The sequence below is a fragment of the Hydrogenophaga sp. NFH-34 genome (assembly GCF_021401345.1).
Taxonomy (GTDB): domain Bacteria; phylum Pseudomonadota; class Gammaproteobacteria; order Burkholderiales; family Burkholderiaceae_C; genus Hydrogenophaga; species Hydrogenophaga electricum.
In genome coordinates, this window is sequence record NZ_JACBGE010000019.1 from 38303 (window position 1) to 61551 (window position 23249).

32 protein-coding genes and 1 tRNA gene are annotated in these 23249 nt (G+C 63.9%); 4 read left to right on the top strand and 29 right to left on the bottom strand.

Annotated elements, in window-relative coordinates:
• Positions 1 to 2: 2 nt before the first annotated feature.
• On the top strand, positions 3 to 353 hold the full coding sequence (locus tag L0977_RS17675; protein ID WP_234266177.1) for a DciA family protein: 351 nt from the start codon (positions 3 to 5) through the stop codon (positions 351 to 353).
• 62 nt (positions 354 to 415) lie between these two features.
• Here L0977_RS17675 and L0977_RS17680 read toward each other — a convergent pair.
• The 6 genes from L0977_RS17680 to petA all read right to left on the bottom strand — a co-directional run bounded on the left by L0977_RS17680 (position 416) and on the right by petA (position 4633).
• Positions 416 to 491: transfer RNA gene (locus L0977_RS17680), tRNA-Thr, on the bottom strand.
• A 28-nt stretch (positions 492 to 519) separates the two neighbouring features.
• Positions 520 to 1008 carry a ClpXP protease specificity-enhancing factor gene (locus L0977_RS17685; protein ID WP_234266178.1) on the bottom strand — a complete coding sequence of 163 codons (489 nt, stop codon included), beginning with the start codon at positions 1006 to 1008 and terminating at the stop codon, positions 520 to 522.
• 47 nt (positions 1009 to 1055) lie between these two features.
• On the bottom strand, positions 1056 to 1667 hold the full coding sequence (locus tag L0977_RS17690) for a glutathione S-transferase N-terminal domain-containing protein (RefSeq protein WP_234266179.1): 612 nt from the start codon (positions 1665 to 1667) through the stop codon (positions 1056 to 1058).
• A 123-nt stretch (positions 1668 to 1790) separates the two neighbouring features.
• Entirely contained in the window at positions 1791 to 2546 is a 756-nt protein-coding gene (locus tag L0977_RS17695) for a cytochrome c1 (protein WP_234266180.1), read from the bottom strand.
• A gap of 29 nt (positions 2547 to 2575) precedes the next feature.
• Entirely contained in the window at positions 2576 to 3991 is a 1416-nt protein-coding gene (locus L0977_RS17700) for a cytochrome b N-terminal domain-containing protein (protein WP_234266181.1), read from the bottom strand.
• Between the two features lie 33 nt (positions 3992 to 4024).
• Positions 4025 to 4633 (bottom strand): ubiquinol-cytochrome c reductase iron-sulfur subunit, encoded by a 609-nt coding sequence (petA, locus tag L0977_RS17705; protein WP_234266182.1) that lies wholly within the window; start codon positions 4631 to 4633, stop codon positions 4025 to 4027.
• Positions 4634 to 4852: 219 nt separating this feature from the next.
• Here petA and mscL point away from each other — a divergent pair, with 219 nt between their 5' ends.
• Positions 4853 to 5266 carry a large conductance mechanosensitive channel protein MscL gene (gene mscL, locus L0977_RS17710; RefSeq protein WP_234266257.1) on the top strand — a complete coding sequence of 138 codons (414 nt, stop codon included), beginning with the start codon at positions 4853 to 4855 and terminating at the stop codon, positions 5264 to 5266.
• 55 nt (positions 5267 to 5321) lie between these two features.
• On the opposite strand, the gene pdxA is transcribed toward mscL, so the two are convergent.
• The 3 genes from pdxA to L0977_RS17725 are packed head-to-tail and all read right to left on the bottom strand — an operon-like array spanning position 5322 to position 7335.
• Positions 5322 to 6365 carry a 4-hydroxythreonine-4-phosphate dehydrogenase PdxA gene (gene pdxA / locus L0977_RS17715; protein ID WP_234266183.1) on the bottom strand — a complete coding sequence of 348 codons (1044 nt, stop codon included), beginning with the start codon at positions 6363 to 6365 and terminating at the stop codon, positions 5322 to 5324.
• An 11-nt stretch (positions 6366 to 6376) separates the two neighbouring features.
• The gene (locus L0977_RS17720) at positions 6377 to 7147 is read right to left on the bottom strand and encodes a Nif3-like dinuclear metal center hexameric protein (RefSeq protein ID WP_234266184.1); all 771 of its coding nucleotides are present in this window, start codon (positions 7145 to 7147) and stop codon (positions 6377 to 6379) included.
• 47 nt (positions 7148 to 7194) lie between these two features.
• Positions 7195 to 7335, bottom strand: a complete 141-nt coding sequence (locus L0977_RS17725; RefSeq protein ID WP_234266185.1) for a DUF3149 domain-containing protein — start codon at positions 7333 to 7335, stop codon at positions 7195 to 7197.
• Between the two features lie 167 nt (positions 7336 to 7502).
• On the opposite strand from L0977_RS17725, the gene L0977_RS17730 reads away from it, so the two are divergent.
• Complete coding sequence (locus L0977_RS17730; protein ID WP_234266186.1) at positions 7503 to 8660, top strand: Do family serine endopeptidase; 1158 nt, start codon at positions 7503 to 7505, stop codon at positions 8658 to 8660.
• Between the two features lie 54 nt (positions 8661 to 8714).
• On the opposite strand, the gene tatC is transcribed toward L0977_RS17730, so the two are convergent.
• From tatC to hisI, 7 genes are all read right to left on the bottom strand, one after another.
• Complete coding sequence (tatC, locus tag L0977_RS17735; protein ID WP_234266187.1) at positions 8715 to 9506, bottom strand: twin-arginine translocase subunit TatC; 792 nt, start codon at positions 9504 to 9506, stop codon at positions 8715 to 8717.
• Positions 9506 to 10003, bottom strand: coding sequence for a Sec-independent protein translocase protein TatB (tatB, locus tag L0977_RS17740; RefSeq protein WP_234266188.1), 498 nt, complete (start codon positions 10001 to 10003; stop codon positions 9506 to 9508). The genes tatC and tatB overlap by 1 nt, the downstream gene beginning before the upstream one ends.
• Positions 10004 to 10088: 85 nt before the next feature.
• On the bottom strand, positions 10089 to 10322 hold the full coding sequence (gene tatA / locus L0977_RS17745) for a Sec-independent protein translocase subunit TatA (RefSeq protein ID WP_234266189.1): 234 nt from the start codon (positions 10320 to 10322) through the stop codon (positions 10089 to 10091).
• A gap of 96 nt (positions 10323 to 10418) precedes the next feature.
• Positions 10419 to 10781: a histidine triad nucleotide-binding protein gene (locus tag L0977_RS17750; RefSeq protein WP_234266190.1), complete on the bottom strand. Its 363-nt coding sequence runs from the start codon at positions 10779 to 10781 to the stop codon at positions 10419 to 10421.
• Positions 10782 to 10800: 19 nt separating this feature from the next.
• Positions 10801 to 11199 carry a DUF4870 family protein gene (locus tag L0977_RS17755; RefSeq protein WP_234266258.1) on the bottom strand — a complete coding sequence of 133 codons (399 nt, stop codon included), beginning with the start codon at positions 11197 to 11199 and terminating at the stop codon, positions 10801 to 10803.
• Between the two features lie 28 nt (positions 11200 to 11227).
• Positions 11228 to 11593, bottom strand: coding sequence for a phosphoribosyl-ATP diphosphatase (locus tag L0977_RS17760; RefSeq protein ID WP_234266191.1), 366 nt, complete (start codon positions 11591 to 11593; stop codon positions 11228 to 11230).
• A gap of 4 nt (positions 11594 to 11597) precedes the next feature.
• On the bottom strand, positions 11598 to 11996 hold the full coding sequence (hisI, locus tag L0977_RS17765) for a phosphoribosyl-AMP cyclohydrolase (RefSeq protein ID WP_234266259.1): 399 nt from the start codon (positions 11994 to 11996) through the stop codon (positions 11598 to 11600).
• A gap of 74 nt (positions 11997 to 12070) precedes the next feature.
• On the opposite strand from hisI, the gene L0977_RS17770 reads away from it, so the two are divergent.
• Positions 12071 to 12568, top strand: coding sequence for a hypothetical protein (locus L0977_RS17770; protein ID WP_234266192.1), 498 nt, complete (start codon positions 12071 to 12073; stop codon positions 12566 to 12568).
• Between the two features lie 9 nt (positions 12569 to 12577).
• Here L0977_RS17770 and hisF read toward each other — a convergent pair whose 3' ends face one another.
• From hisF to L0977_RS17835, 13 genes are all read right to left on the bottom strand, one after another.
• Positions 12578 to 13357: an imidazole glycerol phosphate synthase subunit HisF gene (hisF, locus tag L0977_RS17775; protein ID WP_234266193.1), complete on the bottom strand. Its 780-nt coding sequence runs from the start codon at positions 13355 to 13357 to the stop codon at positions 12578 to 12580.
• 37 nt (positions 13358 to 13394) lie between these two features.
• The gene (locus L0977_RS17780) at positions 13395 to 14258 is read right to left on the bottom strand and encodes a D-hexose-6-phosphate mutarotase (protein ID WP_234266194.1); all 864 of its coding nucleotides are present in this window, start codon (positions 14256 to 14258) and stop codon (positions 13395 to 13397) included.
• Entirely contained in the window at positions 14255 to 14995 is a 741-nt protein-coding gene (hisA, locus tag L0977_RS17785) for a 1-(5-phosphoribosyl)-5-[(5-phosphoribosylamino)methylideneamino]imidazole-4-carboxamide isomerase (protein ID WP_234266195.1), read from the bottom strand. The genes L0977_RS17780 and hisA overlap by 4 nt, the downstream gene beginning before the upstream one ends.
• 30 nt (positions 14996 to 15025) lie before the next feature.
• Positions 15026 to 15688, bottom strand: coding sequence for an imidazole glycerol phosphate synthase subunit HisH (gene hisH / locus L0977_RS17790; protein ID WP_234266196.1), 663 nt, complete (start codon positions 15686 to 15688; stop codon positions 15026 to 15028).
• A gap of 28 nt (positions 15689 to 15716) precedes the next feature.
• Positions 15717 to 16346, bottom strand: a complete 630-nt coding sequence (gene hisB, locus L0977_RS17795) for an imidazoleglycerol-phosphate dehydratase HisB (RefSeq protein WP_234266197.1) — start codon at positions 16344 to 16346, stop codon at positions 15717 to 15719.
• Positions 16343 to 17443 carry a histidinol-phosphate transaminase gene (gene hisC, locus L0977_RS17800; protein WP_234266198.1) on the bottom strand — a complete coding sequence of 367 codons (1101 nt, stop codon included), beginning with the start codon at positions 17441 to 17443 and terminating at the stop codon, positions 16343 to 16345. Before hisC ends, hisB begins: the two co-directional genes overlap by 4 nt.
• Complete coding sequence (gene hisD, locus L0977_RS17805; protein WP_234266199.1) at positions 17440 to 18831, bottom strand: histidinol dehydrogenase; 1392 nt, start codon at positions 18829 to 18831, stop codon at positions 17440 to 17442. The genes hisC and hisD overlap by 4 nt, the downstream gene beginning before the upstream one ends.
• Positions 18828 to 19475: an ATP phosphoribosyltransferase gene (gene hisG / locus L0977_RS17810; protein WP_234266200.1), complete on the bottom strand. Its 648-nt coding sequence runs from the start codon at positions 19473 to 19475 to the stop codon at positions 18828 to 18830. Before hisG ends, hisD begins: the two co-directional genes overlap by 4 nt.
• A 112-nt stretch (positions 19476 to 19587) precedes the next feature.
• On the bottom strand, positions 19588 to 20856 hold the full coding sequence (murA, locus tag L0977_RS17815; protein WP_234266201.1) for a UDP-N-acetylglucosamine 1-carboxyvinyltransferase: 1269 nt from the start codon (positions 20854 to 20856) through the stop codon (positions 19588 to 19590).
• 11 nt (positions 20857 to 20867) lie between these two features.
• A complete protein-coding gene (locus L0977_RS17820) occupies positions 20868 to 21110 on the bottom strand; it encodes a BolA family protein (RefSeq protein WP_234266260.1) in 243 nt (80 codons plus the stop codon).
• 20 nt (positions 21111 to 21130) lie between these two features.
• Positions 21131 to 21886, bottom strand: a complete 756-nt coding sequence (locus L0977_RS17825) for an ABC transporter permease (RefSeq protein ID WP_234266202.1) — start codon at positions 21884 to 21886, stop codon at positions 21131 to 21133.
• Positions 21883 to 22839, bottom strand: a complete 957-nt coding sequence (locus L0977_RS17830; protein ID WP_234266203.1) for an ABC transporter ATP-binding protein — start codon at positions 22837 to 22839, stop codon at positions 21883 to 21885. The genes L0977_RS17825 and L0977_RS17830 overlap by 4 nt, the downstream gene beginning before the upstream one ends.
• A gap of 123 nt (positions 22840 to 22962) precedes the next feature.
• Positions 22963 to 23247 carry an STAS domain-containing protein gene (locus tag L0977_RS17835; RefSeq protein ID WP_234266204.1) on the bottom strand — a complete coding sequence of 95 codons (285 nt, stop codon included), beginning with the start codon at positions 23245 to 23247 and terminating at the stop codon, positions 22963 to 22965.
• Positions 23248 to 23249 lie beyond the last annotated feature (2 nt).

Genomic DNA, 23249 nt, shown 5'->3' on the forward strand with positions numbered 1-23249 from the left:
GCTTGAACCTTTCCCAACGACCGCACTTGCTGCCCATGAACGCAACACCTCGTCGCAGCGGCATGGTGAGCCTCGAAGAAGCCGTCACCCACGCTCCGACCCTGGCCAGCCTTCAGCAACGAATCCAGGAATCCAGCCGCCACTTGACCATGATCCAGCAGCTGATTCCCGCACCCTTGCGGCGCCATGTCAAAGCGGGGCCCCTGCAAGACGACGACTGGTGTCTGTTGGTCGGCAATGCCACCGCCGCATCCAAACTGAGACAGCTTGTCCCCGCCATCCAGCAGGAACTGAACCAAAAGGGGGCAAAGGTTACCTCGATCCGCATCAAAATCCAAGCGGCATCGCGGTGAGTGAGGCCCCACGGAACGGGAAATTGACTCCCGCCGCATCTCAACGCTCGGTGGGCAGACCGTGGTGCCGCTTGTCTGACTCGAACAGACGACCTATCGCTTACAAGGCGAGTGCTCTACCAACTGAGCTAAAGCGGCCACAACCCCGTTTCCGAGGTTAAGAATTCTACTTGACGCGCTTGAGGTGCGATCGCCCGCCACCACCCGAAGTCGGGCCATCCGGTGGTAGCTCACCAGCCTCATCCGACACCGCCCCTTCATCACTGGGAACCGCACGCAAGGGCGTCCGCTCCGCATCGGCCGCCGCTGTGGGCAGGACCTCGGAGACAGCCGGCGGAGGAAAGGCCATGCCTTGCCCGTTCTCACGGGCGTAGATGGCGATCACATGGCCCACGGGAATGATGATCTCGCGGGCAACCCCTCCGAATCGCGCCTTGAACTCGATGTAATCGTTGCCCAGACGCAAGCCGTTGGTGGCGTCAAAACTCACGTTCAAAACGATCTCGCCGTTTTTCACGTATTCCTGCGGAACCTGCACCGACGCATCGACCTGTACAGCGATGTACGGAGAAAACCCGTGATCGGTGCACCACTCGTGCAGCGCACGCAGCAGATAGGGACGCGTAGAAGGGAGTTCCTGTTGACTCAGACTCATGGAATCCATCAGATGGGCACCCAGATTGGCCGGGTGCCACAACCTTGTTACTTGCGCATGACCTTTTCCGAGGGCGTGAGCGCCTCGATGTAAGCCGGACGGGAAAAAATGCGCTCCGCGTACTTCAGCAACGGCGCCGCATTCTTGCTCAACTCGATGCCATAGAAATCGAGGCGCCACAGCAGCGGCGCAATGGCCACGTCCAGCATCGAGAAGTTGTCACCCAGCATGTACTTGTTCTTCAGGAACACCGGCGCCAGTTGGGTCAGACGGTCACGGATATGCGCTCGCGCTTTTTCCAGCGCCTTGTCATTGCCCTTCGCTGCACGCGATTCCAGCACGGACACATGGGTGAACAGCTCTTTCTCGAAGTTCAGCAGAAAGAGGCGCACGCGCGCACGGTCCACCGGGTCGCCCGGCATCAGCTGAGGATGCGGAAAGCGCTCGTCGATGTACTCGTTGATGATGTTCGACTCGTACAGGATGAGATCACGTTCGACCAGAATCGGCACCTGCCCGTAAGGATTCATCACGCTGATGTCTTCGGGCTTGTTGTACAGATCCACATCGCGGATCTCGAAATCCATGCCCTTCTCGAACAGCACGAAGCGGCAACGGTGGGAGTAAGGGCAGGTGGTGCCCGAGTACAAGACCATCATGTGAGAGACTCCTTAATGCAAAAAACAGTGGAGGACCTGGAGAGCATTTGCTCGACACGGCCCTGCCACTGTGGGCAGCCAACCCCGACGCCTTGACGGCGGCAGGCCGGCTCCAGAGGAAAATTACTTGACGTCTTTCCAGAACGCTGCGTTCAGGCGCCAAGCCACAAGGGCAAAGGCCGCCAGGAAGATCATGACCCAGACGCCGATGCGCACACGGCTGTTCTGGGCCGGCTCCCCCATCCACTGCAGGTACGCCACCAGATCGCCTACGTTCTGATCGAACTCGGCCTGCGTCATCTTGCCAGGCTTTACATCTTGCCAGCCCTTGAGAACGTCGACCTCATGGCCATGGCTCCCCACTTTTTCCTGAACCGGGGCGCGCTCGCCCTGCAGCTCCCAAAGTGGGTTGGGCATGCCGATGCTGGGGAACACCATGTTGTTCCAGCCGGTCGCCTTGGTGTCATCGCGGTAGTAAGTCCGCAGCAAGGTGTAAATGTAGTCGGCACCGGTGTAGCCCGGGCCCGAACGCGACCGTGCGATCACCGTCAGGTCGGGCGGGTTGGCGCCGAACCACTCCTTGGCCTGCTTGGGATCAATAGCCGCCTTCATCGTCTCACCGATCTTGTCGGTAGTGAAGGTCAGGTTTTCAGCAATCTGCTTGTCATCCAGCCCAATATCGCGCAAGCGGTTGAAGCGCATGAACGCCGCGGAATGGCAGCTCAGGCAGTAATTGACAAAGATCTTGGCGCCGTTTTGCAGCGCCGCCATGTCGTTGGTTCGGTTGGGAGCCTTGTCGATCGGGAAGCCACCACCCGCAGCCTGCGCGGCACCGGCAAGACCCAAGGTGAGCACAAAGCCCAGAAGCATCTTTTTCATGGGGATATTTCTCCGCTGGGACTTTTGACTCAATGGGCCGTGAAGTTCACGCGCGCGGGCACGGGCTTGAATTCACCCAGACGCGACCACCAGGGCATCAGCAGGAAGAAGCCGAAATAGAACAGCGTACCCACCTGGGACACACGCTCACCGATAGGCGACGGCGGCAAAATACCCAGGTAGCCGAGGATCAGGAAATTGATCACGAAGACGGCGTAGAGCCATTTGTTCCAGCTCGGACGGTAGCGGATCGACTTGACCGGGCTGTGGTCCAGCCAAGGGAGGAAGAAGAGGATGATGACCGCACCACCCATGGCCACCACACCCCAGAACTTGGCATCGATCGCCCACATCAGGGCAATCAGCACCAGCGCAGCGCCGACAACCACGCCCTTGGCCAAACCGCCGAGCTTGGTCTTGACGACGCCCAGAACGGCGCCAGCCAACACACAAGCCATGAGGGCGTACATCATTTCGGTCGTTATCGCACGCAGCATGGAGTAGAACGGTGTGAAGTACCAGACCGGTGCAATATGCGGCGGGGTCTTCAGCGGATCGGCCGGGATGAAGTTGTTGTACTCCAAGAAGTAGCCGCCAAACTCAGGCGCGAAGAACACGATGGCCGAGAACACCATCAGGAACACAGCCACACCAAACACATCGTGCACGGTGTAGTAGGGATGGAACGGCACGCCATCGGCCGGTGCATCCTTGGACCAGCGGTTGCCCTTCGGACCGGCCTTGATTTCCACACCATCCGGATTGTTGGAACCCACATCGTGCAGCGCCAGCAAGTGCGCCACCACCAGACCCAGCAAAACCAGGGGCACAGCAATCACGTGGAAGCTGAAGAAGCGGTTGAGCGTGGCATCGCCCACCACGAAGTCGCCACGGATCAGGATGGCCAGATCAGGGCCGACAAAGGGGATGGCGGAAAACAGGTTCACGATCACCTGCGCGCCCCAGTAGGACATCTGGCCCCAGGGAAGCAGATAACCCATGAAGGCCTCGGCCATCAGTGCCAGGAAGATGGCACAACCGAAAACCCAGACCAACTCACGCGGCTTGCGGTAGGAGCCGTAGATCAGGCCACGGTACATGTGCAGATACACCACCACAAAGAAGGCCGATGCCCCGGTGGAGTGCATGTAGCGAATCAGCCAGCCCCAGGGCACATCGCGCATGATGTACTCGACAGAGGCAAACGCCAGGTTGGCGTCGGGCTTGTAGTGCATCACCAGAAAAATGCCAGTGACGATCTGGATCACGAGCACCAGCAACGCCAGCGAACCGAAGATGTACCAGAAGTTGAAGTTCTTCGGAGCATAGTACTCCGACATGTGAACGCGGTAAGCCGAGAAAGCGGTAGGAAACCGGTTCTCGAACCAGTTCACGACCTTCTGGCCAGCGGGAGCATCGGGGGGGAGTTCTTTGAATTCAGCCATGTCAGCCTCTGTTGGTCGGTGCGCCAGGGCCTGTCAGGCCTTCTTGTCTTCGCCGATGAGCAGCACCGTGTCCGACACGTAGTAGTGCGGCGGCACTTCCAGATTGTCCGGAGCCGGCTTGTTCTTGAACACCCGGCCCGCCAGGTCGAAAGTGGAACCATGGCAAGGGCAGAGGAAACCGCCCTTCCAGTCTTCAGGCAACGAAGGCTGCGCACCAACGGCGAACTTGTCGATAGGCGAACACCCCAGGTGCGAACAGATGCCCACGCCCACAAACACCTCGGGCTTGATGGAGCGGTGGCGGTTCTTGGCGTACTCCGGCGTGGGATACGCCTTGCGATCGGAATTCGGGTCGGCCAGTTGCGCCTCGTCCTCTTCCAGCGACTTGAGCTGCTCGGCCGTGCGCTTCATGATCCACACTGGCTTGCCTCGCCACTCCACAACGATTTTCTCGCCAGGCTGGACGGCCGAAATATCGACCTCGACCGCAGCGCCAGCGGCCTTGGCCCGCTCCGACGGCTGGAAGGTGCTCACGAAAGGCACGGCAACGGCTGCGGCTCCCACGCCACCCATGGCGCAGGAAGTGATCAGCCAGGTTCGGCGACTGCTGTCCACAGTCGCATCGACGGTTGCTTCACTCATGGGGAACTTTCAATGACGTTTCGAAACGGGGCAATACCAAGGTCAACATTGCATTGTACCGAAGCCCAAAACCGCCTCCCGAACCTTTCGGGACACAGCACCAGCCAGGGTCAGCCCCTTGCCTTCGGCAAAAGAGCCCCTCCGTTAATACCAAGGTGCTCTGTGAGAAAATGAAAACAAGAGGGCTGCACGGTGCAGCCCTCGCCGCGGAGCGCGATGATGAGCATAGCGAGTGAATTCAAAGAATTCGCCCTGAAGGGCAATGTGATGGACTTGGCAGTTGGCGTCATCATTGGGGGGGCGTTTGGCAAGATCGTCAGCTCTCTGGTGGATGACGTGATCATGCCGGTGGTCAGCAAGATTTTTGGCGGGCTGGATTTTTCCAGCTACTACGTCCCTCTGGCGGGACAGGCTGCGGGCTTGCCTTTGGCCAAGGCCAAGGAAGCTGGCGCAGTGCTCGCCTACGGCAACTTCATCACCATCGCACTCAACTTCATCATCCTGGCGTTTGTCATCTTCGTGATGGTCAAGCAGGTCAACCGCCTCAAGCGCGAGACCCCTCCGCCGCCGCCAGCAGGCCCGACGGAGGAGGTGCAGTTGCTGCGAGACATCCGCGATAGCCTGCGCAAATAAACCCCTCGGACATCCATGGCCGCTGCCGGAGTCGGCAGCTTTTTTTGCGACTGCCTCAGAGCTCGCCAGGCCCAGGCGACCGGGCAGCGGTCTGCCAGGCTTCGTCAAGCGCAGCCAAAAGGCTCGCCGCACTGGCTTGACCTGTCCCTGCCAGATCGAAGGCCGTACCGTGATCAGGGCTGGTGCGAATCAGAGGCAGGCCCAACGTGGTGTTGACGCCGTGCTCCAACCCCATCAGCTTGACCGGAATGAGCCCTTGGTCGTGGTACATCGCCACCACGGCATCGAACGCCCCTTGCCGGGCCCGCATGAACACCGTATCAGGTGCATACGGACCTGACACGTTCCAGCCGCGATCCCTGCCAGCCGCGATTGCTGGCGCAATCACTTCCAGTTCCTCTCGTCCGAACAGCCCCCCCTCTCCGGCGTGGGGGTTCAGTCCAGCCACCGCAATGCGTGCCTGCGGCAGACCATGGCGCGCAAAATAGTCGGCCGTAATGCGCAACGTCTCCAACACCTGATCGAACGTCACCGCCGCTATGGCCTCCCGCAACGCCACATGGATGCTCACCAGCACAGTACGCAGCCCTGGCGCGCTGAGCATCATGCGAACCGGCATACGATCCGACGAGACCCCCGCATAAGCCGCTGACAGCGCCTGCAGCATTTCCGTGTGCCCGGGATAAGGAACACCTGCCGCATGCAAGGCCTCTTTGTGGATGGGCGCGGTCACCAAAGCCCTCGCCCGCCCGGCCAGCACCGCCGTTGCACCCCAGGCGATGCAATCCGCTGCAGCCCGCCCCGCAGAGGCAGAAATCCCCCCCCAGGACACAGGCTCATGCAAAGCGCATGCCTGTATCACCACCGGAGCCCCTACCGGCACATGCAGCCACGCATTCAGATCGGACACCTCCACCCATTCCGGCCCAGCCCCCAGCAAGGCCTGCGCCCGCTTCAGCGAGGGCACATCGCCCGCCACCAGAACACGCTGACCCCATTCCGGCCGTTGCATCAAGGCCTTGGCAATGATTTCCGGCCCCACACCGGCCGGATCGCCCATGGTGAGGACGATGGGGCGGGAAGGGCGTTCGGACTGCATGCGCAACCCCTTCAGGCAGGATTGGGAATATCGATGAACACATGCTCCATGCCGAGCTCCCCGGCCACATGCGCGCCCACCGCCGGCGCCCCATAGCGCTCCGAAGCGTGATGGCCGCAGGCGACGTAGGCCACGCCGCTTTCGCGAGCGTAGTGGGCTTGTGGCTCGGATATTTCGCCCGTGATGAACAGGTCTGCGCCGGCCGCAATCGCCGCCTCGAAGTAGCCTTGCGCACCGCCGGTGCAGAGCGCCACCCGCTCCACCGGCCGGCTGGCCTCATTGGCCACCAAAGTCACCGCACGTCCCAAAGAGCCTTCGATCCGATCCGCCAAGGCCTGCGCGGTGACGGGAGCGGTGCACCCCAACCAGCCCAGCGCCTGGTCCCCGAAGCAGCCCTCCAAGCCACCGAACCGCTCCAGACCCAACCGGGCGGCCAGTTGGGCATTGTTTCCGAGCGTGGGGTGGGCATCCAGCGGAAGGTGATAGGCGAACAAACTGATGTCGTGCGCCAATAGACGGGACAGGCGTTGTTTCATCCACCCGACGACCCGGCCATCTTGCCCCCGCCAGAAAAGGCCATGGTGCACCAGAATGGCGTCGGCCCCTTCGGCGATAGCGGCATCGATCAGTGCCAGACTGGCCGTCACACCAGACACCAGCTTCCTGATCCGAGCCCGGCCCTCGACCTGGAGGCCGTTGGGACCGTAGTCGCGAAACTGGGCTGGCTGCAGCAGCGTATCGAGGGTTTGCAACAAAAGCGTGCGATCAGCGGGTGCTTGCATGCCCGCATTCTGACAGCGTGCGGGACGCACTCGCCCGCGTCGGAACCTTACCCCTCGCTGCGCGGCGCCTCATTCACCTTGCGCAGAAAAAATCGGATGAACCAGATTGCCATACCGATCATGAAAATGATGCCGGCAATGCTGAAGAGGCCGTAGTCGGTCGAGAACAGATCCACCAATGCTTTCATCGTCTTCTCTCCTTAGAGATACTGAGGGGAGCACCATTGCAAGCCATGCCCTGTTCAGGTGCGTTGATCTGCATCAATTCGCATGAACCCGTGAAACAGAATGCAGATGCAGGACAATGCGCATCACGTTTGCGTCTCTTCGCCAACAGAACTTTGCTGCGCTTCTCATGAAACGACTCTGGCTGGTCTTCGCCCAATCCGTCACCGTGCTGCTGGCAGCTTATTTTGTGGTCGCCACCTTGCGGCCCGAATGGCTCAACCGCAAGCCCTCTCTGCCCATGATCGTGCCGGTTCTGGAGTCTTCGACCCCTCCGGGAGATGGCGCCCAGGCCACGACGGCGGGATTCCGCTCGGCAGCCCAGGCCGCTTCGCCCGCCGTGGTCAGCATCAACACCAGCAAAGCCACGGAAACCAATCCTCAGGCCTCTGACCCCTGGTTTCGTTTCTTTTTTGGCGACCAGGGCCAATCCCAGCGGCAAAGCGGCCTCGGTTCAGGCGTCATCGTCAGTCCCGCCGGCTACATCCTCACCAATAACCATGTGATCGAGGAAGCCGACCAGATCGAGGTTCTGCTCAATGACGGCCGACGCAGTCCCGCCCAGGTCATCGGTACCGACCCGGACACCGACCTGGCCGTGCTCAAGGTCGACCTTCAATCGCTGCCCGTGATCACGCTGGGTGATTCGGACGCACTGGCCATCGGCGATGCTGTCCTGGCCATCGGCAACCCCTTTGGTGTGGGGCAGACCGTCACCAGCGGCATCGTCAGCGCCCTGGGACGCACGCAACTGGGCATCAACACCTTTGAGAACTTCATCCAGACCGACGCGGCCATCAACCCCGGCAACTCCGGTGGCGCACTGGTAGACACCAACGGCCACCTGATGGGCATCAATACGGCCATTTATTCCCGCTCAGGCGGATCAATGGGCATTGGGTTTGCCATCCCCACCTCCACCGCCCGCAGCGTCATGGAGGCCATCGTGCGGGACGGCCAAGTCACCCGGGGATGGATCGGCGTGGAACCCCAGGACCTCACTTCCGAACTTGCCGAGAACTTCGGTGTGCCGCCGGGTACCGGCGTCATCATCACGGGCGTGCTCCAGAACGGCCCTGCCGCACAGGCCGGCCTCCGCCCGGGAGACGTCATCACCCAGGTGGCAGGCAAGTCGGTCAACAACGTCGCCCAGCTGCTGTCGGCAGTCGCGGCCCTTCCGCCGGGTCAGCCGGCATCTCTGGAGGTGGTCCGCAAAGAAGGCGCGCAGCACCTGCAAGTGGTCCCGGGTAGGCGCAATCTGCCCCGGCAAACCAACGGCCAGCGCTGAAGCTTTGGGGAGGAGCGGTGTTGTGGCTCTTGCCACCGCACCGCCTGCGACGCCTTAGGAAGCTGAATCTTCGGGCGTGGCCGGTGCCTGGGTGCTCCGGACAAACCACTGCGAACCCCAGATGCCCAGCTCGTACAGCAGGCACATGGGAACGGCCAGCGCCAGCTGGGAAATCACATCGGGCGGCGTGACCACCGCCGCGATGATGAAGGCCAGCACGACAAAATAACCCCGGAATTCCTTGAGCTTTTCCACGGTGACCAGATCCATCTTGACCAGCAGCACCACCACGATCGGCACCTGGAAAGCCAGGCCAAAGGCGAGGTACAGCGACAGAATGGCCTCGACATAGGAAGCGATGTCTGGCGTGGCCGCCACGCTTTTGGGCGTGAACTGCTGAATGAAGCCGAACATCTTGTCCAGGACAAAAAACTGCACAAAGGCGATGCCCATGTAAGCCAGCAGGCTGCCCACGATGATCAGAGGCACGGCAAAGCGCTTCTCATGGCTGTACAGGCCTGGCGCCACAAACGCCCATATCTGGTACATCCACCAGGGCAGCGACATCAGCAAAGCCGCCATGGCCAACACCTTGAGGGGCACAAAGAACGGCGAGAACACGCCCACCGCGATCAATTTCTCCGTGCCGGCAGGCATGTGCGACAGGATGGGCACGGCGATCAGATCGATCAGACCACTGGGCCCTGGCCAGATCGCCAGCAATGCCATGCAAATGCCCAATCCCGCCATGCCGTAGAGCAGGCGATCACGCAACTCCATCAGGTGCTGGACAAAGGGCTGCTCGGTGCCGGCCAGTTCGTCGGCGGGGTCTTTGGAGTCGGACATCAGCGGGACGCAGAAGATGAGCGTGGGCGATAGCGCGCCACACGAGCCGCACCAGACAGGGCGCGCGTGCGCACGCCAGAACGGGCCTTGTACCACTGGGGCATGGCGGTCTGTTTGATGCGCCAGTTTTTGCCGGGGTGCTTGTAGGCCGGGTAGACCGGCGCGCCCAACGCGCTCAGGGCGTCGTCCATGCCGGAAGAAGCCTGACCATCCAGCCCAGCCGTCGCTTCCGACCACGATTTTTCAAAATCATTGACGCCACTGCCGACCGAAGTCTCGACGTCGCGGGCCGCGCTTTCGACCGACTCTTTCATCTTGCGCAGCTCGTCAAGTTCCATCGACCGATTGACTTCGGCCTTGACGTCGGCCACATACCGCTGTGCCTTGCCCAGCAAGGTCCCCACAGTGCGGGCCACGCGCGGAAGCTTTTCGGGGCCGATGACGATCAGCGCCACTGCGCCAATAAGCGCGAGCTTGGAAATGCCCAGATCAATCATGCAAGATTACCCGTGGGAAAGCCGCAGCCCGGCATCAGAAGCCCAGACCGCCATCGCCTCCCGGCAGGGAGGCCATCGTTTTCGGTCAGCTTTTTTGCTTGGCCTCGACATCGATCGCGGCCTTGTCGGCACGCGAAGCGTCCTGGGTGACCTGGCCGGCAGCCGGTGGTGCATCGGCACCCCCTTCTTTCATCCCGTCCTTGAAGCCCTTCACCGCCCCGCCGAGATCGGAGCCGATGTTCTTCAGCTTCTTGGTGCCAAACACCATGACCACGATCAGCAGCACGATCAACCAATGCCAGATCGAAAAGGAACCCATGTCGCTCTCCAACAATATTTGATTCAGGTCGTACCCGAGCTACGGGTACCGTTGCTGGGATTCTACGCGCCGCCCCGGAGTTCAGCGCGCACGGATTCAACCGCGCGCCCAGGGGCGGGGGCCACCCATGACATGGACGTGCAGGTGGTGGACTTCCTGCCCCCCTTCTGTGCCGGTGTTGCACACGATGCGGAACCCGCCTTCAGGATACGGGTTGCAGCCCTGCTCCATGGCCAGCTTGGGCGCCAGCACCATGATCCGACCCAGCAAGCGCTCGTGCTCAACCGTCAGCTGCGCCATGGAAGGGATGTGCTGCTTCGGCACAATCAGGAAGTGCACGGGCGCCCAGGGCGCAATGTCGTGAAAGGCGTAGAGTTCGTCGTCCTCGTGCACCTTGCGCGAGGGGATCTGGCCAGCAATGATCTTGCAGAAAATGCAGTCGGGGTCGTGGGCACTCATGGTGGGCACAAAAGAGGTATCAATCGGGCATGGCCTGCCCGGCGTTCATCCGCACCATGCCTTTGACGATGCGGTAGAGGAACCAGACGGAAATCACCACCCAGGCAAGCATGCCTGGCAGCAAAAACAGCAGCCACAATGGCAAGGTGACGAGGTACAGGATGCCCGCCCACAGCACCGACCGGATCCGCCATGAAAAATGGCTGGCCTGCCAGGTGCCCGCAGCGTCGGACTGTTTGACCAAATCGATGACCAGGGCCACCAGCAGAATACCGATCCCCACCTGGGCGCCCGGCACGACGGCCGCAATGGCCACGACCAGGTGCAACAGGTAACTCACCCAGCCGATCGTGCGCAGCGATTCTGCTGCCTCGTCGCTCTTGTCCTGCACATCGATCACATTACGCGGGTCGTTCATCACGATCTCTCCAGAAAAGGGTGCTGGCTCACTCCCCGGCCTCCCGGGTTTGTGCCTTGCGCAGCGCTTTTTCTTCCAGGCCACTGAGGCCTTCGCGCCGCGCCAGTTCGGCCACCACATCAGCTGGCGACTTGCCGTAATGGGCCAGCGCCACCATGCAATGGAACCAGAGATCGGCCACTTCGTTCACCAGCTTTTGCGGATCGCCGCCGTGGTCAATGTCCTTGGCGGCCATGACCGATTCCGTGGCCTCTTCACCGATTTTTTTCAGAAAGGCATCCGGCCCTTTGTGGAGCAGACGCGCCACATAGCTTTTCTCCGGGTCACCGCCATGGGCGGGCTTGCGGCTTTCGATGACCGCAGCGAGGCGGTCCAGCGAGTCGGTAGAAGTCATGCGTTCATTGGTAGATGGATTCGGGATCCTTGAGCACCGGGTCCACCGGCGTCCAGGCGCCATCGCGCAGCACGCTGTAGAAACAGCTGTGCCGCCCGGTATGGCAGGCAATACCGGGTTCGTGCCCGAGCTGGGTCACCTTCAGCAGCACCACATCGTTGTCGCAGTCGAGCCGGATTTCGTGCACGGTCTGCACGTGCCCGGACTCTTCGCCCTTGAACCAGAGCTTGCTGCGCGAGCGGCTGAAGTACACCGCCCGCCCGAGCTCGGCCGTTTTCTGCAGCGCTTCGCGGTTCATCCAGGCAAACATGAGCACGTCGCCACTGCCTTGTTCCTGCGCGATCACGGGCACCAGGCCCTGCGCATCCCATTTCACGTCATCCAACCAGTTCATCCCGTGAATCTATCACGCGTCCTCCCCCATCGCCGCGGGCCTTCGGGGTACCATGGTCCGGCCTTGCATTTCCGGAGACGCCCATGAAAGCCCGCACCCTCATCCTCGTTGCCTGCCTGCTGCTCGTGGCAGGTTTCGTGGCCCTCAATCTGGACGAGATCTTCCGGCCGACCACCCTGAACTTCGCCGTCACCGAAGTGCAGGCCCCGATGGGTCTGGTGCTGCTGGGCCTGCTGGCCCTGGTGCTCGTGGTCTTTCTGCTGGCTCTGGTGTTCAACCAGACCACCCACCTGATGGAGGTGCGCCGCATCAGCCGCGAGGCGGCCGAACAGCGGCAACTGGCCGACAAGGCCGAGGCCTCCCGCATTGCCGAACTGAGGGACGATCTGCGGTCGCAGGTGGCGCATCTCGAGAACCAGCAGCAGACCCAAGCCAACGCGCTGCAGCAGCAGATCGAGCGATCACACGCCGAACTCGCCCGCCTGTTCGAGCAGACCAGCAACGGTCTGAGCGCCAGCCTCGGCGAACTGGAAGACCGGCTGGAGCGCCAGGAGCGGCTGGCCCCGCCACCGGGCGCCTGAGCCGCCTGCTCAGAGCCTGACGGGAATGCCTCTCTCGGCCATGCGTTGCTTGGCCTGGGCCACGGTGTATTCGCCATAGTGGAAGATGCTGGCGGCCAGCACCGCGTCGGCGCCACCCTGCTGCACCCCGTCGGCCAGATGGTCGAGATCACCCACCCCGCCGGAAGCGATGACGGGCACGCTCACCGCGTCGGACACCGCCCGCGTCAGCGCCAGATCGAAGCCCGACTTGGTGCCATCGCGGTCCATGCTGGTCAGCAGAATTTCGCCCGCACCGAATTCGGCCATCTGCCGGGCCCAGGCCACGGCATCCAGTCCGGTGTTTTTGCGCCCGCCGTGGCTGTAGACATCCCAGCCCTCGCCGCGCGTTGCCACGTCATCCCCTTGACGGCGTTTGGCGTCGATGGCCACCACGATGCACTGGGCACCATATTTGTCGGACGCCTCGCGAATCACCTGCGGGTTGGCGATGGCGGCCGAGTTGAAGCTGGTCTTGTCGGCGCCGGCATTGAGCAGGCGGCGCACGTCTTCCACCGTGCGGACACCGCCCCCCACCGTCAGCGGGATGAAGACCTGCGAGGCCACCGCTTCAATGATGTGCAGGATCAGATCGCGGCCATCGCTGGTTGCGGTGATGTCCAGGAACGTGAGTTCGTCGGCACCTTGCTCGTTGTAGCGCGCCGCGATCTCGACCGGATCACCGGCATCGCGCAGTTCGACGAAGTTGACGCCTTTGACGACGCGACCGCCGGTCACGTCCAGGCAGGGGATGATGCGTTTCGCCAGCATGGAAAACCTTGTGTCAGCGATTGAAAAAGCCGGCCACTCAGGCCAGCACCAGCCGTTGGTGGCCCACCCAGGTCGCGCCAGGTGCCACTTCGGCGACAGCGAGTGCCTGCGCGGCCTCCACGCAAGCCAGACGCCGCTCACCACCCGGGGGCAGATCGGCCATGGCCGCCGCCTTGTCGGGCCCCGGATTCCAGACCACGGTGTCGGACCACCCCACCTGGGTGACGGCTAGGCGCTTCGTGCCATCGTCCACGCCCAGGCCCTCGGGGGCGGCGGGCAGGATACGGTCAATCTCACCCTGCAGGGGCAGCGCCGGCAGCACCGGACAGGGCGCGCCACGCACCGAATCCCAACCACGGCCACCGTCCGGCCAGCCGGAAACGGAAGCCCTGTTGGCGTCATCAAGCGCCAGATAGGTGTGCAATGCGCCGGTGAACGGGAGCACCGTAGGGCCTTCGTTGTGGATGGCCAAAGAAACGGTGAGACAGCCCGATGACAGCGTCACGGTCAGCGCCAGCCGGCACCGGTGCTGCCAGTCGACACCCGCCGGGCGGCACGCCGCCGGGTCGATTTCGAAGCGCAGGCTGGCCTCGGCCACACCGAGTTCTGCCCGCGCGAAACGCCACGGCACCTGGCGGACCCAGCCATGGCGTGGCAACGGGCCCCGATCCGAAAACTGTGGCCAGCACACCGGAATGCCACCGCGGATGGCCGCGCTGCCATCGAGCACGGCACGTGGGCTGAGGTAGAGACGCTCGCTGCCCCCGGCCATCCACGACAGCACCTGGGCACCGTGTTCGGCCACGCAGACCGCATCACCGCCGGGCCAGTACAGACGGTGGCAGGCGAGCTGCTGCAGGGCCACCCGCTCATGCACCGGGGTGGCTCCGGCGGGTTTCATCCGTTGAGCTCGTCGGCCAGCCGCTGCGCGGCTTCGAAGTCCAGATCGCCGCTGTAGATGGAGCGGCCGCAGATCACGCCTTCGACCCCCTCGCTCTCGACCGCACAGAGCCGGCGGATGTCGTCGATGTTCGACAGACCACCCGACGCGATGACCGGGATCGACAGGGCCTGGGCCAGCTTCACGGTAGCGTCGATGTTGATGCCGGTGAGCATGCCGTCGCGGCCGATGTCGGTGTAGATGATGCCTTCGACGCCGTAGTCCTCGAACTTGCGCGCCAGATCGACCACTTCGTGGCCGGTGAGCTTGCTCCAGCCATCGGTCGCCACCTTGCCATCCTTGGCATCGAGGCCGACGATGATGTGGCCGCCAAAAGCGGTGCAGGCATCCTGCAGGAAGCCCGGGTTCTTGACCGCAGCCGTGCCGATGATGACGTAACGCAGGCCTGCATCGAGATAACGCTCGATGGTGTCCAGGTCGCGGATGCCGCCGCCCAGCTGCACGTCGACCTCGTCGCCCACCTCCTGCAGGATGGCGCGGATGGCGGCCTCGTTCTTGGGCTTGCCGGCGAATGCCCCGTTGAGGTCGACCAGGTGCACGCGACGCGCGCCCTTGTCCACCCATTGCCGGGCGATGGCGGCCGGGTCTTCGCCGAATACGGTGGATTGATCCATGTCGCCCTGCTTGAGGCGAACGCACTGGCCGTCTTTGAGGTCAATGGCGGGAATCAGCAGCATGATGAAGAAGCCAGGAAAGGCAGAAAGTCCTCAGGGTTTCCAGAGGAGGAAATTGCGGTAGAGCGCCAGACCCTGGTCGGCGCTCTTTTCGGGGTGGAACTGGGTGGCAAAAATATTATCGCGGGCGATGGCGGCCGCAAACCGACCACCGTAGTCCGTCTCTCCCGTGGTGTGGGAGGGCTCTGCCGGGCGGGCGTAATAGCTGTGCACGAAATAGAACCAGGCACCGTCGGGCACGCCGGCCCACACCGGGTGCGCCGGCCCGCGCCCAAGGGCGTGGTGAACACGGTTCCACCCCATCTGCGGCACCTTGAAGCGGCTACCGTCGGGCTGCAGCCGGCCTTCGAGCCGAAAGCGCACCACCTCGCCCGGGAACAGGCCCAGGCCATCGGTGGGCCCTTCTTCACTGCGCTGCAGCAGCATCTGCATGCCCACACACACACCGAACAAAGGCTTGTTCGCGGCCGCGTGAAGCACCGCGCCCTTAAGGCCGGAGGCGGCCAGCTCGCGCATGCAGTCGCCCATGTGGCCTTGTCCGGGCAGCACGACGCGGTCGGCGCCGCGCACCACATTCGGGTCCGAAGTGACTTGCACCACAAACCCCTCGGCGGCGGCCACGTGCGCCACCGCCTGCGACACGGAGCGCAGGTTGCCACTGCCGTAGTCCACCACGGCGACTGTCTTGGATGTCATCGAACCGGCCAGAAAAAGGCAGAAAGAATCAGAGCGAACCTTTGGTCGAGGGAATCGCATCTCCCAAGCGGGCGTCCCGCTCCAGGGCCATGCGCAGTGCCCGGGCGAACGCCTTGAACACGGTCTCGGCCTGGTGGTGGGCGTTTTCCCCCTTGAGGTTGTCGATGTGCAGGGTCACCCCCGCATGGTTGACAAAGCCCTGGAAGAACTCGAACGTGAGCTGGGTGTCGAAGGCCCCGATCATGCCGGCCTTGAACGGCACCTGCATGTGCAGACCCGGACGGCCGGAAAAATCGACCACCACGCGCGAAAGCGCCTCGTCCAGCGGCACATAGGCATGGCCGTAGCGGCGCAGGCCTTTCTTGTCGCCCACGGCCTTGGCAAAGGCCTGGCCCAGGGTGATGCCCACGTCTTCCACCGTGTGGTGGCCGTCGATGTGCAAATCGCCCTGGCAGTCGATCTCCAGATCGATCAGGCCATGGCGGGCGATCTGGTCGAGCATGTGATCGAAGAAGCCGATGCCAGTAGACAGGCGCGCCTCACCGGTGCCATCGAGGTTCACACGAACACGGATCTTCGTCTCGGCGGTGTGGCGCTGAACGTCGGCAATGCGGGCGGCAGCGGATGCGGCGGCGCTGAGGGGGGTCGGGGTAGTCATAAGCTGGGAGGCAGGGCGTTCAGCATCTGCGTGTTCTCTTCCGGTGTGCCCACCGTCAGGCGCAGGCATTGGCCCAGCAACGGGTGCATTTTAGAAACATTCTTGACCAGCACGCCACGCGCCTTGAGACCGGCAAAGGCACGGTCGGCGTCGGGCACGCGCACCAGCAGCATGTTGGCTTCACTCGGGAACGGGTGCACGCCTGGCATGGCCGCCAGGGCGGAAGCCAGCCGGTCGCGTTCGCTGCGGATCTCCACCGCCTGCCGGGCGAACACGTCGGCGTGCTCCAGCGCGAACAGCGCACACTCCGCATTGAGCACGCTCACGTTGTAGGGCGGGCGCAGCTTGTCGATCTCGTGCACGAGCGCCGATGGACCGACCAGGTAACCCAGACGCACGCCGGCCAAGCCGAACTTGGACAGCGTGCGCATGAGCAGCACGTTCGCATTGGCCACCGGGTCCGCCCGCATCTCATCCAGCCAGCTGCGGCTGGAAAAGGGCTGGTAGGCCTCGTCCATCACCACCAGCCCCCCGAAGCGGGCCGCTTCGGCAATCAGGCGCCGAATCACGGCCGCGTCCCAAAGGTTGGCGGTGGGGTTGTTCGGATAAGCCAGGTAGGTGATGGCCGGACGGTGCGCGCGCAAAGCCGCCACCATCGCCGCCTCATCCAGTTCGAATGCGGCCGTGAGCGGCACGCCCTGAAACGCCAGGCCCTGCAACTGGGCACTCATGGCGTACATCACGAAGCCCGGCACCGGCGCCACGATGGCCGCACCCGGGCGGTCGCAAGCCATGGCCAGCAGCGAGATCAGCTCGTCGGAGCCGTTGCCCAGCATCAGCGCCTGCCCGGCGGGCAGATCGATGTGCCGGGCCAGGGCCTGCCTGAGATCCTCAATGCGATCCCCCGGGTAGCGGTTGATGGCCACCCGCCCCAGACGCTCGCCCAGCGCGGCCTGCAAGGCCGGCGGCAGCGAGAACGGGTTTTCCATCGCGTCCAGCTTGATCAGGCCGGTCGCATCCTGGATCGCGTAGGCATGCAGGGACTGCACGTCCTCACGGATGTGCCGCAGCGGGTTCGGGTCGAGCGGTGCGTTCATGTCGGCGACCGCATCGGCGGCACGGTGGACAGGCGCAGCTCGGCTGCGCGGGCGTGGGCTTGCAGCCCCTCACCATAGGCCAGCTCTGCGGCCACGGCGCCCAGTCCCTGGGCGCCGACCTCACTGACCTCGATCAGGCTGGAGCGTTTCTGGAAGTCGTACACGCCCAGCGGCGACGAAAAACGCGCCGTGCCGCTGGTGGGCAACACGTGGTTGGGGCCAGCGCAGTAGTCGCCCAGGCTTTCGCTGGTGTAGGCGCCAAGGAAGATGGCCCCCGCATGCTTGAGCAGCGGCTCCCAGCGGTGCGGATCGCGGCTGGAGACCTCCAAGTGTTCGGGCGCGATGCGGTTGCTGATGGCGCAGGCCTCTTCCATGTCGCGCGTGTGGATCAGCGCACCGCGGTCGTTCAGGCTCTTGGCGATGATGGCCGCGCGCGGCATGGTCGGCAGCAGGCGCTGAATCTCGGCCTGCACAGCGTCGATGTAGGCCGCATCGGGGCACAGCAGGATCGACTGCGCCAGTTCGTCGTGTTCGGCCTGGCTGAACAGGTCCATGGCGACCCATTCGGGCGGCGTGGTGCCGTCGGCCAGCACCAGGATCTCGCTCGGGCCCGCGATCATGTCGATGCCCACGGTCCCGAAGACGTGTTTCTTGGCGCTGGCGACGTAGGCGTTGCCGGGGCCGGTGATCTTGTCCACCTTGGGCACGGTGGCGGTGCCATACGCCAGTGCGGCCACGGCCTGGGCGCCGCCGATGGTGAAGGCACGGGTGACGCCAGCCACGTGAGCAGCGGCCAGCACCAGTTCGTTGCGCTCGCCACGCGCGGCCGTCGCGGCGCCGCTGCCACCGGTGGCCACGCTGCCACGCACCGGCGTCGGCACCACCATGATGATTTCGCTCACGCCTGCCACGTGCGCCGGCACGGCGTTCATGATCAGGCTTGACGGGTAGGCGGCCTTGCCGCCGGGCACGTAGATGCCGACGCGATCCAGCGGGGTGACCTTCTGGCCCAGCAGGGTGCCGTCTTCATCGCGGTAGGTCCAGCTCTCGCCGGACGCCTTTTTCTGCGCCTCGTGGTAGCTGCGCACACGGCGTGCCGCGCTCTGCAGCGCTTCGCGCTGGGCGGCGGGCAAACCGTCAAAAGCCGCCTTGAAATCAGCCTGCGTCAACTCCAGCGCCGCCATCGACGCCACCTGCAGGCCATCGAACCGCGCGGTGTATTCCAGCACGGCCGCATCACCCCGGGTCCGCACGTCCCGCAGGATGTCGGCCACGCGCTGCTCGATCGCGTGATCGGTATCGGAAGACCAATGCAGCCGCGCCGCAAACTGCGTCTCGAAGTCGGACGAAGCGGTACTCAGGCGAAGCGGGGCTGCAGACAGGCTCATGATGCAACGGGTGTGATGGCGCCAGCGAAGGCGTCGATGATGGGGCGAAGGGCTTCGCGCTTGATCTTCAGCGCGGCCTGGTTGACCACCAGACGCGAGCTGATGTCCATGATGCGCTCGACCTCGACCAGGTTGTTGGCCTTGAGCGTCTTGCCGGTGGACACCAGGTCGACGATGGCATCGGCCATGCCGGTCAGCGGCGCCAGCTCCATGGAGCCGTAGAGCTTGATCAGGTCCACGTGCACACCCTTGCCAGCAAAGAACTCGCGCGCGATGGTGGTGTACTTGGTCGCCACCGTCAGGCGCGAGCCCTGGCGCACGGCCGAGGCGTAGTCGAAATCGGCCGGCACCGCCACGCTCATGCGGCATTTGGCAATCTGCAGGTCCAGCGGCTGGTACAGGCCCTGGCCGCCGTGCTCGATCAGTGTGTCCTTGCCGGTCACGCCCAGGTCGGCGCCGCCGTGCTCCACATAGGTGGGGACGTCGGTGGCCCGCACCAGCACCACGCGCACGCCGGGTTGATTGGTCGGCAGGATGAGCTTGCGCGAGGTTTCGGGATCTTCCAGCACCTCAATCCCTGCGGCCGCGAGCAGCGGCAGGGTTTCGTCGAAGATGCGGCCTTTGGACAGGGCTAAGGTAATCAAGACTTCACTCCAAAAGCGGTGTACCCGCAGACCGGGAACACCGCGGGACTGGTTTTGCCAGACCGCAGGTGTTGCCCCCTTGAAGGGGTCGCGCGCAGAGCGGCGGGGGTGTTCATTTCACCCGCTCGATGTTCGCGCCGATCGTGCGCAGCTTGGCTTCCATCTGGTCGTAGCCACGGTCCAGGTGGTAGATACGGTCGACGATGGTCTCGCCGTCGGCCACCAGCCCGGCGATCACCAGGCTGGCCGACGCCCGCAGATCGGTGGCCATGACGGTGGCGCCCGAGAGCTTCTCCACACCTTCGACCACGGCCACCTTGCCGTCGATCTGGATCTTGGCGCCCAGGCGCATGAGCTCGCTCACGTGCATGAAGCGGTTTTCGAAGATGGTCTCGGTGGCCGTGCTGTTGCCCTGCGCCACGCAGTTGAGGGCCATGAACTGGGCCTGCATGTCGGTCGGGAAGCCCGGGTATTCGGTGGTGCGAAAGCTCTGGGCCTTCAGACGCCCCTGGCTCTTGACGCGGATGAAGCCTTCACCGGCTTCGATGCTGGCGCCGGCTTCGCGCAGTTTGTCGATCACCGCGTCCAGATGGTCAGCGCGGGCGTGGTGCAGCACCACATCACCGCTGGTGGCCGCCACCGCGCACAGGAAGGTGCCCGCCTCGATGCGGTCGGCCACCACCTGGTGGCTGCAACCGTGCAGCCGCTCGACCCCCTGGATGCGGATGCGGCTGGTGCCGTGACCTTCGATCTGTGCCCCCATCGCGATCAGCATCTCGGCCAGATCGGGAATCTCGGGCTCCTGGGCAGCGTTTTCCAGCACCGTCTCGCCCTCGGCCAGTGCGGCAGCCATCAGAAAATTCTCGGTACCCGTCACCGTGACCATGTCGGTGGTGATGCGGGCGCCTTTCAGCCGCGTGCGGCCGGCAGGCAGGCGCGCTTCCATGTACCCGTGTTCGACACCGATCTCGGCCCCCATGGCCTGCAGCCCTTTGATGTGCTGATCCACCGGGCGGGCCCCGATCGCACACCCGCCGGGCAAGGACACGCGGGCGCGCCCGAAACGGGCCAGCAGCGGGCCGAGCACCAGCACCGAAGCGCGCATGGTCTTGACCAGTTCGTAGGGTGCCTCGGGGTTGAGCGTATCGGGCGCCTGGAAACCCATGCCTCCGCGTTCGCCATGGGTTTGCGTCTGCACCCCCATGTGATCGAGCAGCGAACGCATGGTCGCAATGTCGCGCAAGCGCGGCACATTGGTCAGCGTCACCGCATCCGCGGTGAGCAGCGTCGCGCAAAGCTCGGGCAGGGCCGCGTTCTTGGCGCCGGAAATGACCACTTCCCCGTGCAGGGGCTGGCCACCGATGATGCGAAGCTTGTCCATGGGGCGGGTTCTCAGGCCTGGTTGGCCGCCCATTCGGCGGGGGTGTGGGTCTTCATCGACAAGGCATGCACCTCATCGGTCCGGATCTTCTCGCCCAGCGTGGCGTAGACGCGCTGGTGCCGGGCAATGGGGCGCAGGCCCTCGAACTCCGGCGAGACGATCACGGCTGCCCAGTGGCGGCCGTCACCGGTGACCTCGATGTGGTCGCAGCGCAGGCCGGCGCTGATGAGGGCCTGGAGTTGTTCGGCGGTCATGGACATGGGGGGGGGAGAAGTCAGTGGCGGATCTTGTAGCCGGTCTTGAGCAGGTGCAGCGCCAGGGCGCTCACCCCAGCGAACGCCCCCCCCACGATCGTCAGGCTCAACCACGGCGAGACGTCGCTGACGCCGAAGAAGCCGTAGCGGAACCCATCGATCATGTAGAAGAACGGGTTGAGGTGGCTCACCTGCTGCCAGAAGGCCGGCAGCGAATGGATCGAGTAGAACACGCCCGAGAGGAAGGTCATGGGCATGATGATGAAGTTCTGGAAAGCGGCCATCTGGTCGAACTTCTCGGCCCAGAGCCCGGCGATCAGGCCCAGCGACCCCAGCAGACCGGCGCCGAGCAGCGCAAACAGCACGATCCACTGCGGCGCCACCATGGCCGGACGGGCGTACCACCAGGTCACCGCCATGACCCCGGCACCGACCGCCAGCCCGCGCACGATGGACGAGCCCACATAGGCCACGAACCAGGCGCGGTGCGACAGCGGCGTCAGCAGCAGAAACACCAGATTGCCCATGATCTTGCTCTGGATGAGCGATGAACTGCTGTTCGCAAAAGCGTTCTGCAGCACGCTCATCATCACCAGGCCCGGCAGCAGGAAGGCGGTGTAGTTCACCTGGCCATACACCTTCTGGCTGCCGTCCAGCACATGGCCGAAGATCATCATGTAGAGGATGGCCGTGATCACCGGCGCCGCCACGGTCTGGAAGCCAACCTTCCAGAAGCGCAGCACCTCTTTGTAGAACAGGGTCTGCCAGCCGGTCATGCCTTCAGCTCCTCGGTGGGCAGAGGGGAAGCCACGGCGGCCGTCGATGCGGCCGCACCCGTCATAACCTCCAGAAACACGTCTTCCAGGTCGGCCTTGCGGATCTCGATGTCCTCCGCCGTCGCACCGGCTTCGCGCACCCGCGCCAGAATGCGCTCGACGTCCAGCGCGTTCTGCGCCGGCAGTTGCACCACGCGGCCGGTCACGCGCGCCTGGGCGGCCAGGTCGGGTGGCAGTGCGTCGTCGGTCTTGAAACGCAGCACATTGGACGAAGCACCACGCAGCAGATCGGACGTGGTAGCCAGCGCCACCACCTGCCCTTGCTTGAGCATCGCGATGCGGCCGCACAGAGCCTCGGCCTCTTCCAGGTAATGCGTCGTCAGCAGCACCGTGCTCCCCTGGCGGTTGAGCTGGGACACAAACTGCCAGAGGGTCTGGCGCAGCTCCACGTCGACCCCGGCCGTCGGTTCGTCCAGCACGATCACCGGCGGCTTGTGCACCAGTGCCTGCGCCACCAGCACCCGGCGCTTCATGCCGCCCGAAAGCTGGCGCATGTTCGCCCCGGCCTTGTCGGCCAGCCCCAGACCGTCGAGCAACTCGTCGATCCATGCGTCGTTGTGACGGATCCCGAAATAGCCCGACTGGATGCGCAAGGTTTCGCGCACGCTGAAAAACGGATCGAACACCAGTTCCTGGGGCACCACCCCCAGGTGGCGGCGCGCCGCCGCGTAGTCCTGGCGCACATCGTGCCCATGCACACGGACAGCGCCCGAAGAGGCTCTTGCCAAGCCGGCCAGGATGCTGATGAGGGTGGTCTTGCCAGCACCGTTCGGCCCCAGCAGACCGAAAAACTCACCGGGCTCGATGTCGAAGCTGACACCCTTGAGCGCCTGCAGCTCGCCACGCGCGGTGCGGTAGCTCTTGGAGACGTTCTGAAAGGAAACTGCGGGCATGAAAAGGGCAACCCAGAAAGACAGCCGCCGGCCGCAGCACGGCTGCGGCCGGCGGGAGAACCGGGTATTTTAAGGGGAAGCCCATGGGCCTGCTGCCCGGTGGGCTACAGGCGGCCAGCCCGCTCAGGCGGGCAGCAACTCGGCCACGCCGTACAGCGCAATCAGCTCCCGCAAACGGGACGGCCAATTGAGCACCTTGAGCCGGCGCCCCTGACGCAACAGCTCGCGACGCAACTCCAGCAGCACCGCCACCGCCGACGAATCGAACTCCTTGAGCCCTCCCGCATCCAGGGTGACTTCTTCCCCAGAACGGCTGGACAGGACCGGCTGCAACTGGGTGAGCGTGGCAGCCGCCACCTCCAGCGTCAGCTTTTCCGGCAACTGGGCATCGGCAACGGATTCGCCCATGC

Coding starts and splice junctions, on each gene's coding strand:
- L0977_RS17685 (WP_234266178.1), bottom strand. CDS start 1,008: ATGAGTCTGAGTCAACAGGAACTCCCTTCTACGCGTCCCTATCTGCTG.
- hisH (WP_234266196.1), bottom strand. CDS start 15,688: ATGACATCCAAGACAGTCGCCGTGGTGGACTACGGCAGTGGCAACCTG.
- L0977_RS17690 (WP_234266179.1), bottom strand. CDS start 1,667: ATGATGGTCTTGTACTCGGGCACCACCTGCCCTTACTCCCACCGTTGC.
- L0977_RS17835 (WP_234266204.1), bottom strand. CDS start 23,247: ATGGGCGAATCCGTTGCCGATGCCCAGTTGCCGGAAAAGCTGACGCTG.
- L0977_RS17720 (WP_234266184.1), bottom strand. CDS start 7,147: ATGCAAGCACCCGCTGATCGCACGCTTTTGTTGCAAACCCTCGATACG.
- L0977_RS17750 (WP_234266190.1), bottom strand. CDS start 10,781: ATGAGTGCCCACGACCCCGACTGCATTTTCTGCAAGATCATTGCTGGC.
- L0977_RS17820 (WP_234266260.1), bottom strand. CDS start 21,110: ATGACCGCCGAACAACTCCAGGCCCTCATCAGCGCCGGCCTGCGCTGC.
- hisA (WP_234266195.1), bottom strand. CDS start 14,995: ATGCTGCTGATTCCCGCCATTGACCTCAAAGACGGCCAGTGCGTTCGC.
- L0977_RS17760 (WP_234266191.1), bottom strand. CDS start 11,593: ATGACTTCTACCGACTCGCTGGACCGCCTCGCTGCGGTCATCGAAAGC.
- L0977_RS17770 (WP_234266192.1), top strand. CDS start 12,071: ATGAAAGCCCGCACCCTCATCCTCGTTGCCTGCCTGCTGCTCGTGGCA.
- L0977_RS17825 (WP_234266202.1), bottom strand. CDS start 21,886: ATGACCGGCTGGCAGACCCTGTTCTACAAAGAGGTGCTGCGCTTCTGG.
- pdxA (WP_234266183.1), bottom strand. CDS start 6,365: ATGCAGTCCGAACGCCCTTCCCGCCCCATCGTCCTCACCATGGGCGAT.
- tatC (WP_234266187.1), bottom strand. CDS start 9,506: ATGTCCGACTCCAAAGACCCCGCCGACGAACTGGCCGGCACCGAGCAG.
- L0977_RS17755 (WP_234266258.1), bottom strand. CDS start 11,199: ATGAACGACCCGCGTAATGTGATCGATGTGCAGGACAAGAGCGACGAG.
- tatB (WP_234266188.1), bottom strand. CDS start 10,003: ATGATTGATCTGGGCATTTCCAAGCTCGCGCTTATTGGCGCAGTGGCG.
- petA (WP_234266182.1), bottom strand. CDS start 4,633: ATGAGTGAAGCAACCGTCGATGCGACTGTGGACAGCAGTCGCCGAACC.
- L0977_RS17695 (WP_234266180.1), bottom strand. CDS start 2,546: ATGAAAAAGATGCTTCTGGGCTTTGTGCTCACCTTGGGTCTTGCCGGT.
- L0977_RS17700 (WP_234266181.1), bottom strand. CDS start 3,991: ATGGCTGAATTCAAAGAACTCCCCCCCGATGCTCCCGCTGGCCAGAAG.
- L0977_RS17730 (WP_234266186.1), top strand. CDS start 7,503: ATGAAACGACTCTGGCTGGTCTTCGCCCAATCCGTCACCGTGCTGCTG.
- mscL (WP_234266257.1), top strand. CDS start 4,853: ATGAGCATAGCGAGTGAATTCAAAGAATTCGCCCTGAAGGGCAATGTG.
- tatA (WP_234266189.1), bottom strand. CDS start 10,322: ATGGGTTCCTTTTCGATCTGGCATTGGTTGATCGTGCTGCTGATCGTG.
- murA (WP_234266201.1), bottom strand. CDS start 20,856: ATGGACAAGCTTCGCATCATCGGTGGCCAGCCCCTGCACGGGGAAGTG.
- L0977_RS17780 (WP_234266194.1), bottom strand. CDS start 14,258: ATGAAACCCGCCGGAGCCACCCCGGTGCATGAGCGGGTGGCCCTGCAG.
- hisD (WP_234266199.1), bottom strand. CDS start 18,831: ATGAGCCTGTCTGCAGCCCCGCTTCGCCTGAGTACCGCTTCGTCCGAC.
- hisC (WP_234266198.1), bottom strand. CDS start 17,443: ATGAACGCACCGCTCGACCCGAACCCGCTGCGGCACATCCGTGAGGAC.
- hisB (WP_234266197.1), bottom strand. CDS start 16,346: ATGACTACCCCGACCCCCCTCAGCGCCGCCGCATCCGCTGCCGCCCGC.
- hisF (WP_234266193.1), bottom strand. CDS start 13,357: ATGCTGGCGAAACGCATCATCCCCTGCCTGGACGTGACCGGCGGTCGC.
- L0977_RS17830 (WP_234266203.1), bottom strand. CDS start 22,839: ATGCCCGCAGTTTCCTTTCAGAACGTCTCCAAGAGCTACCGCACCGCG.
- L0977_RS17725 (WP_234266185.1), bottom strand. CDS start 7,335: ATGAAAGCATTGGTGGATCTGTTCTCGACCGACTACGGCCTCTTCAGC.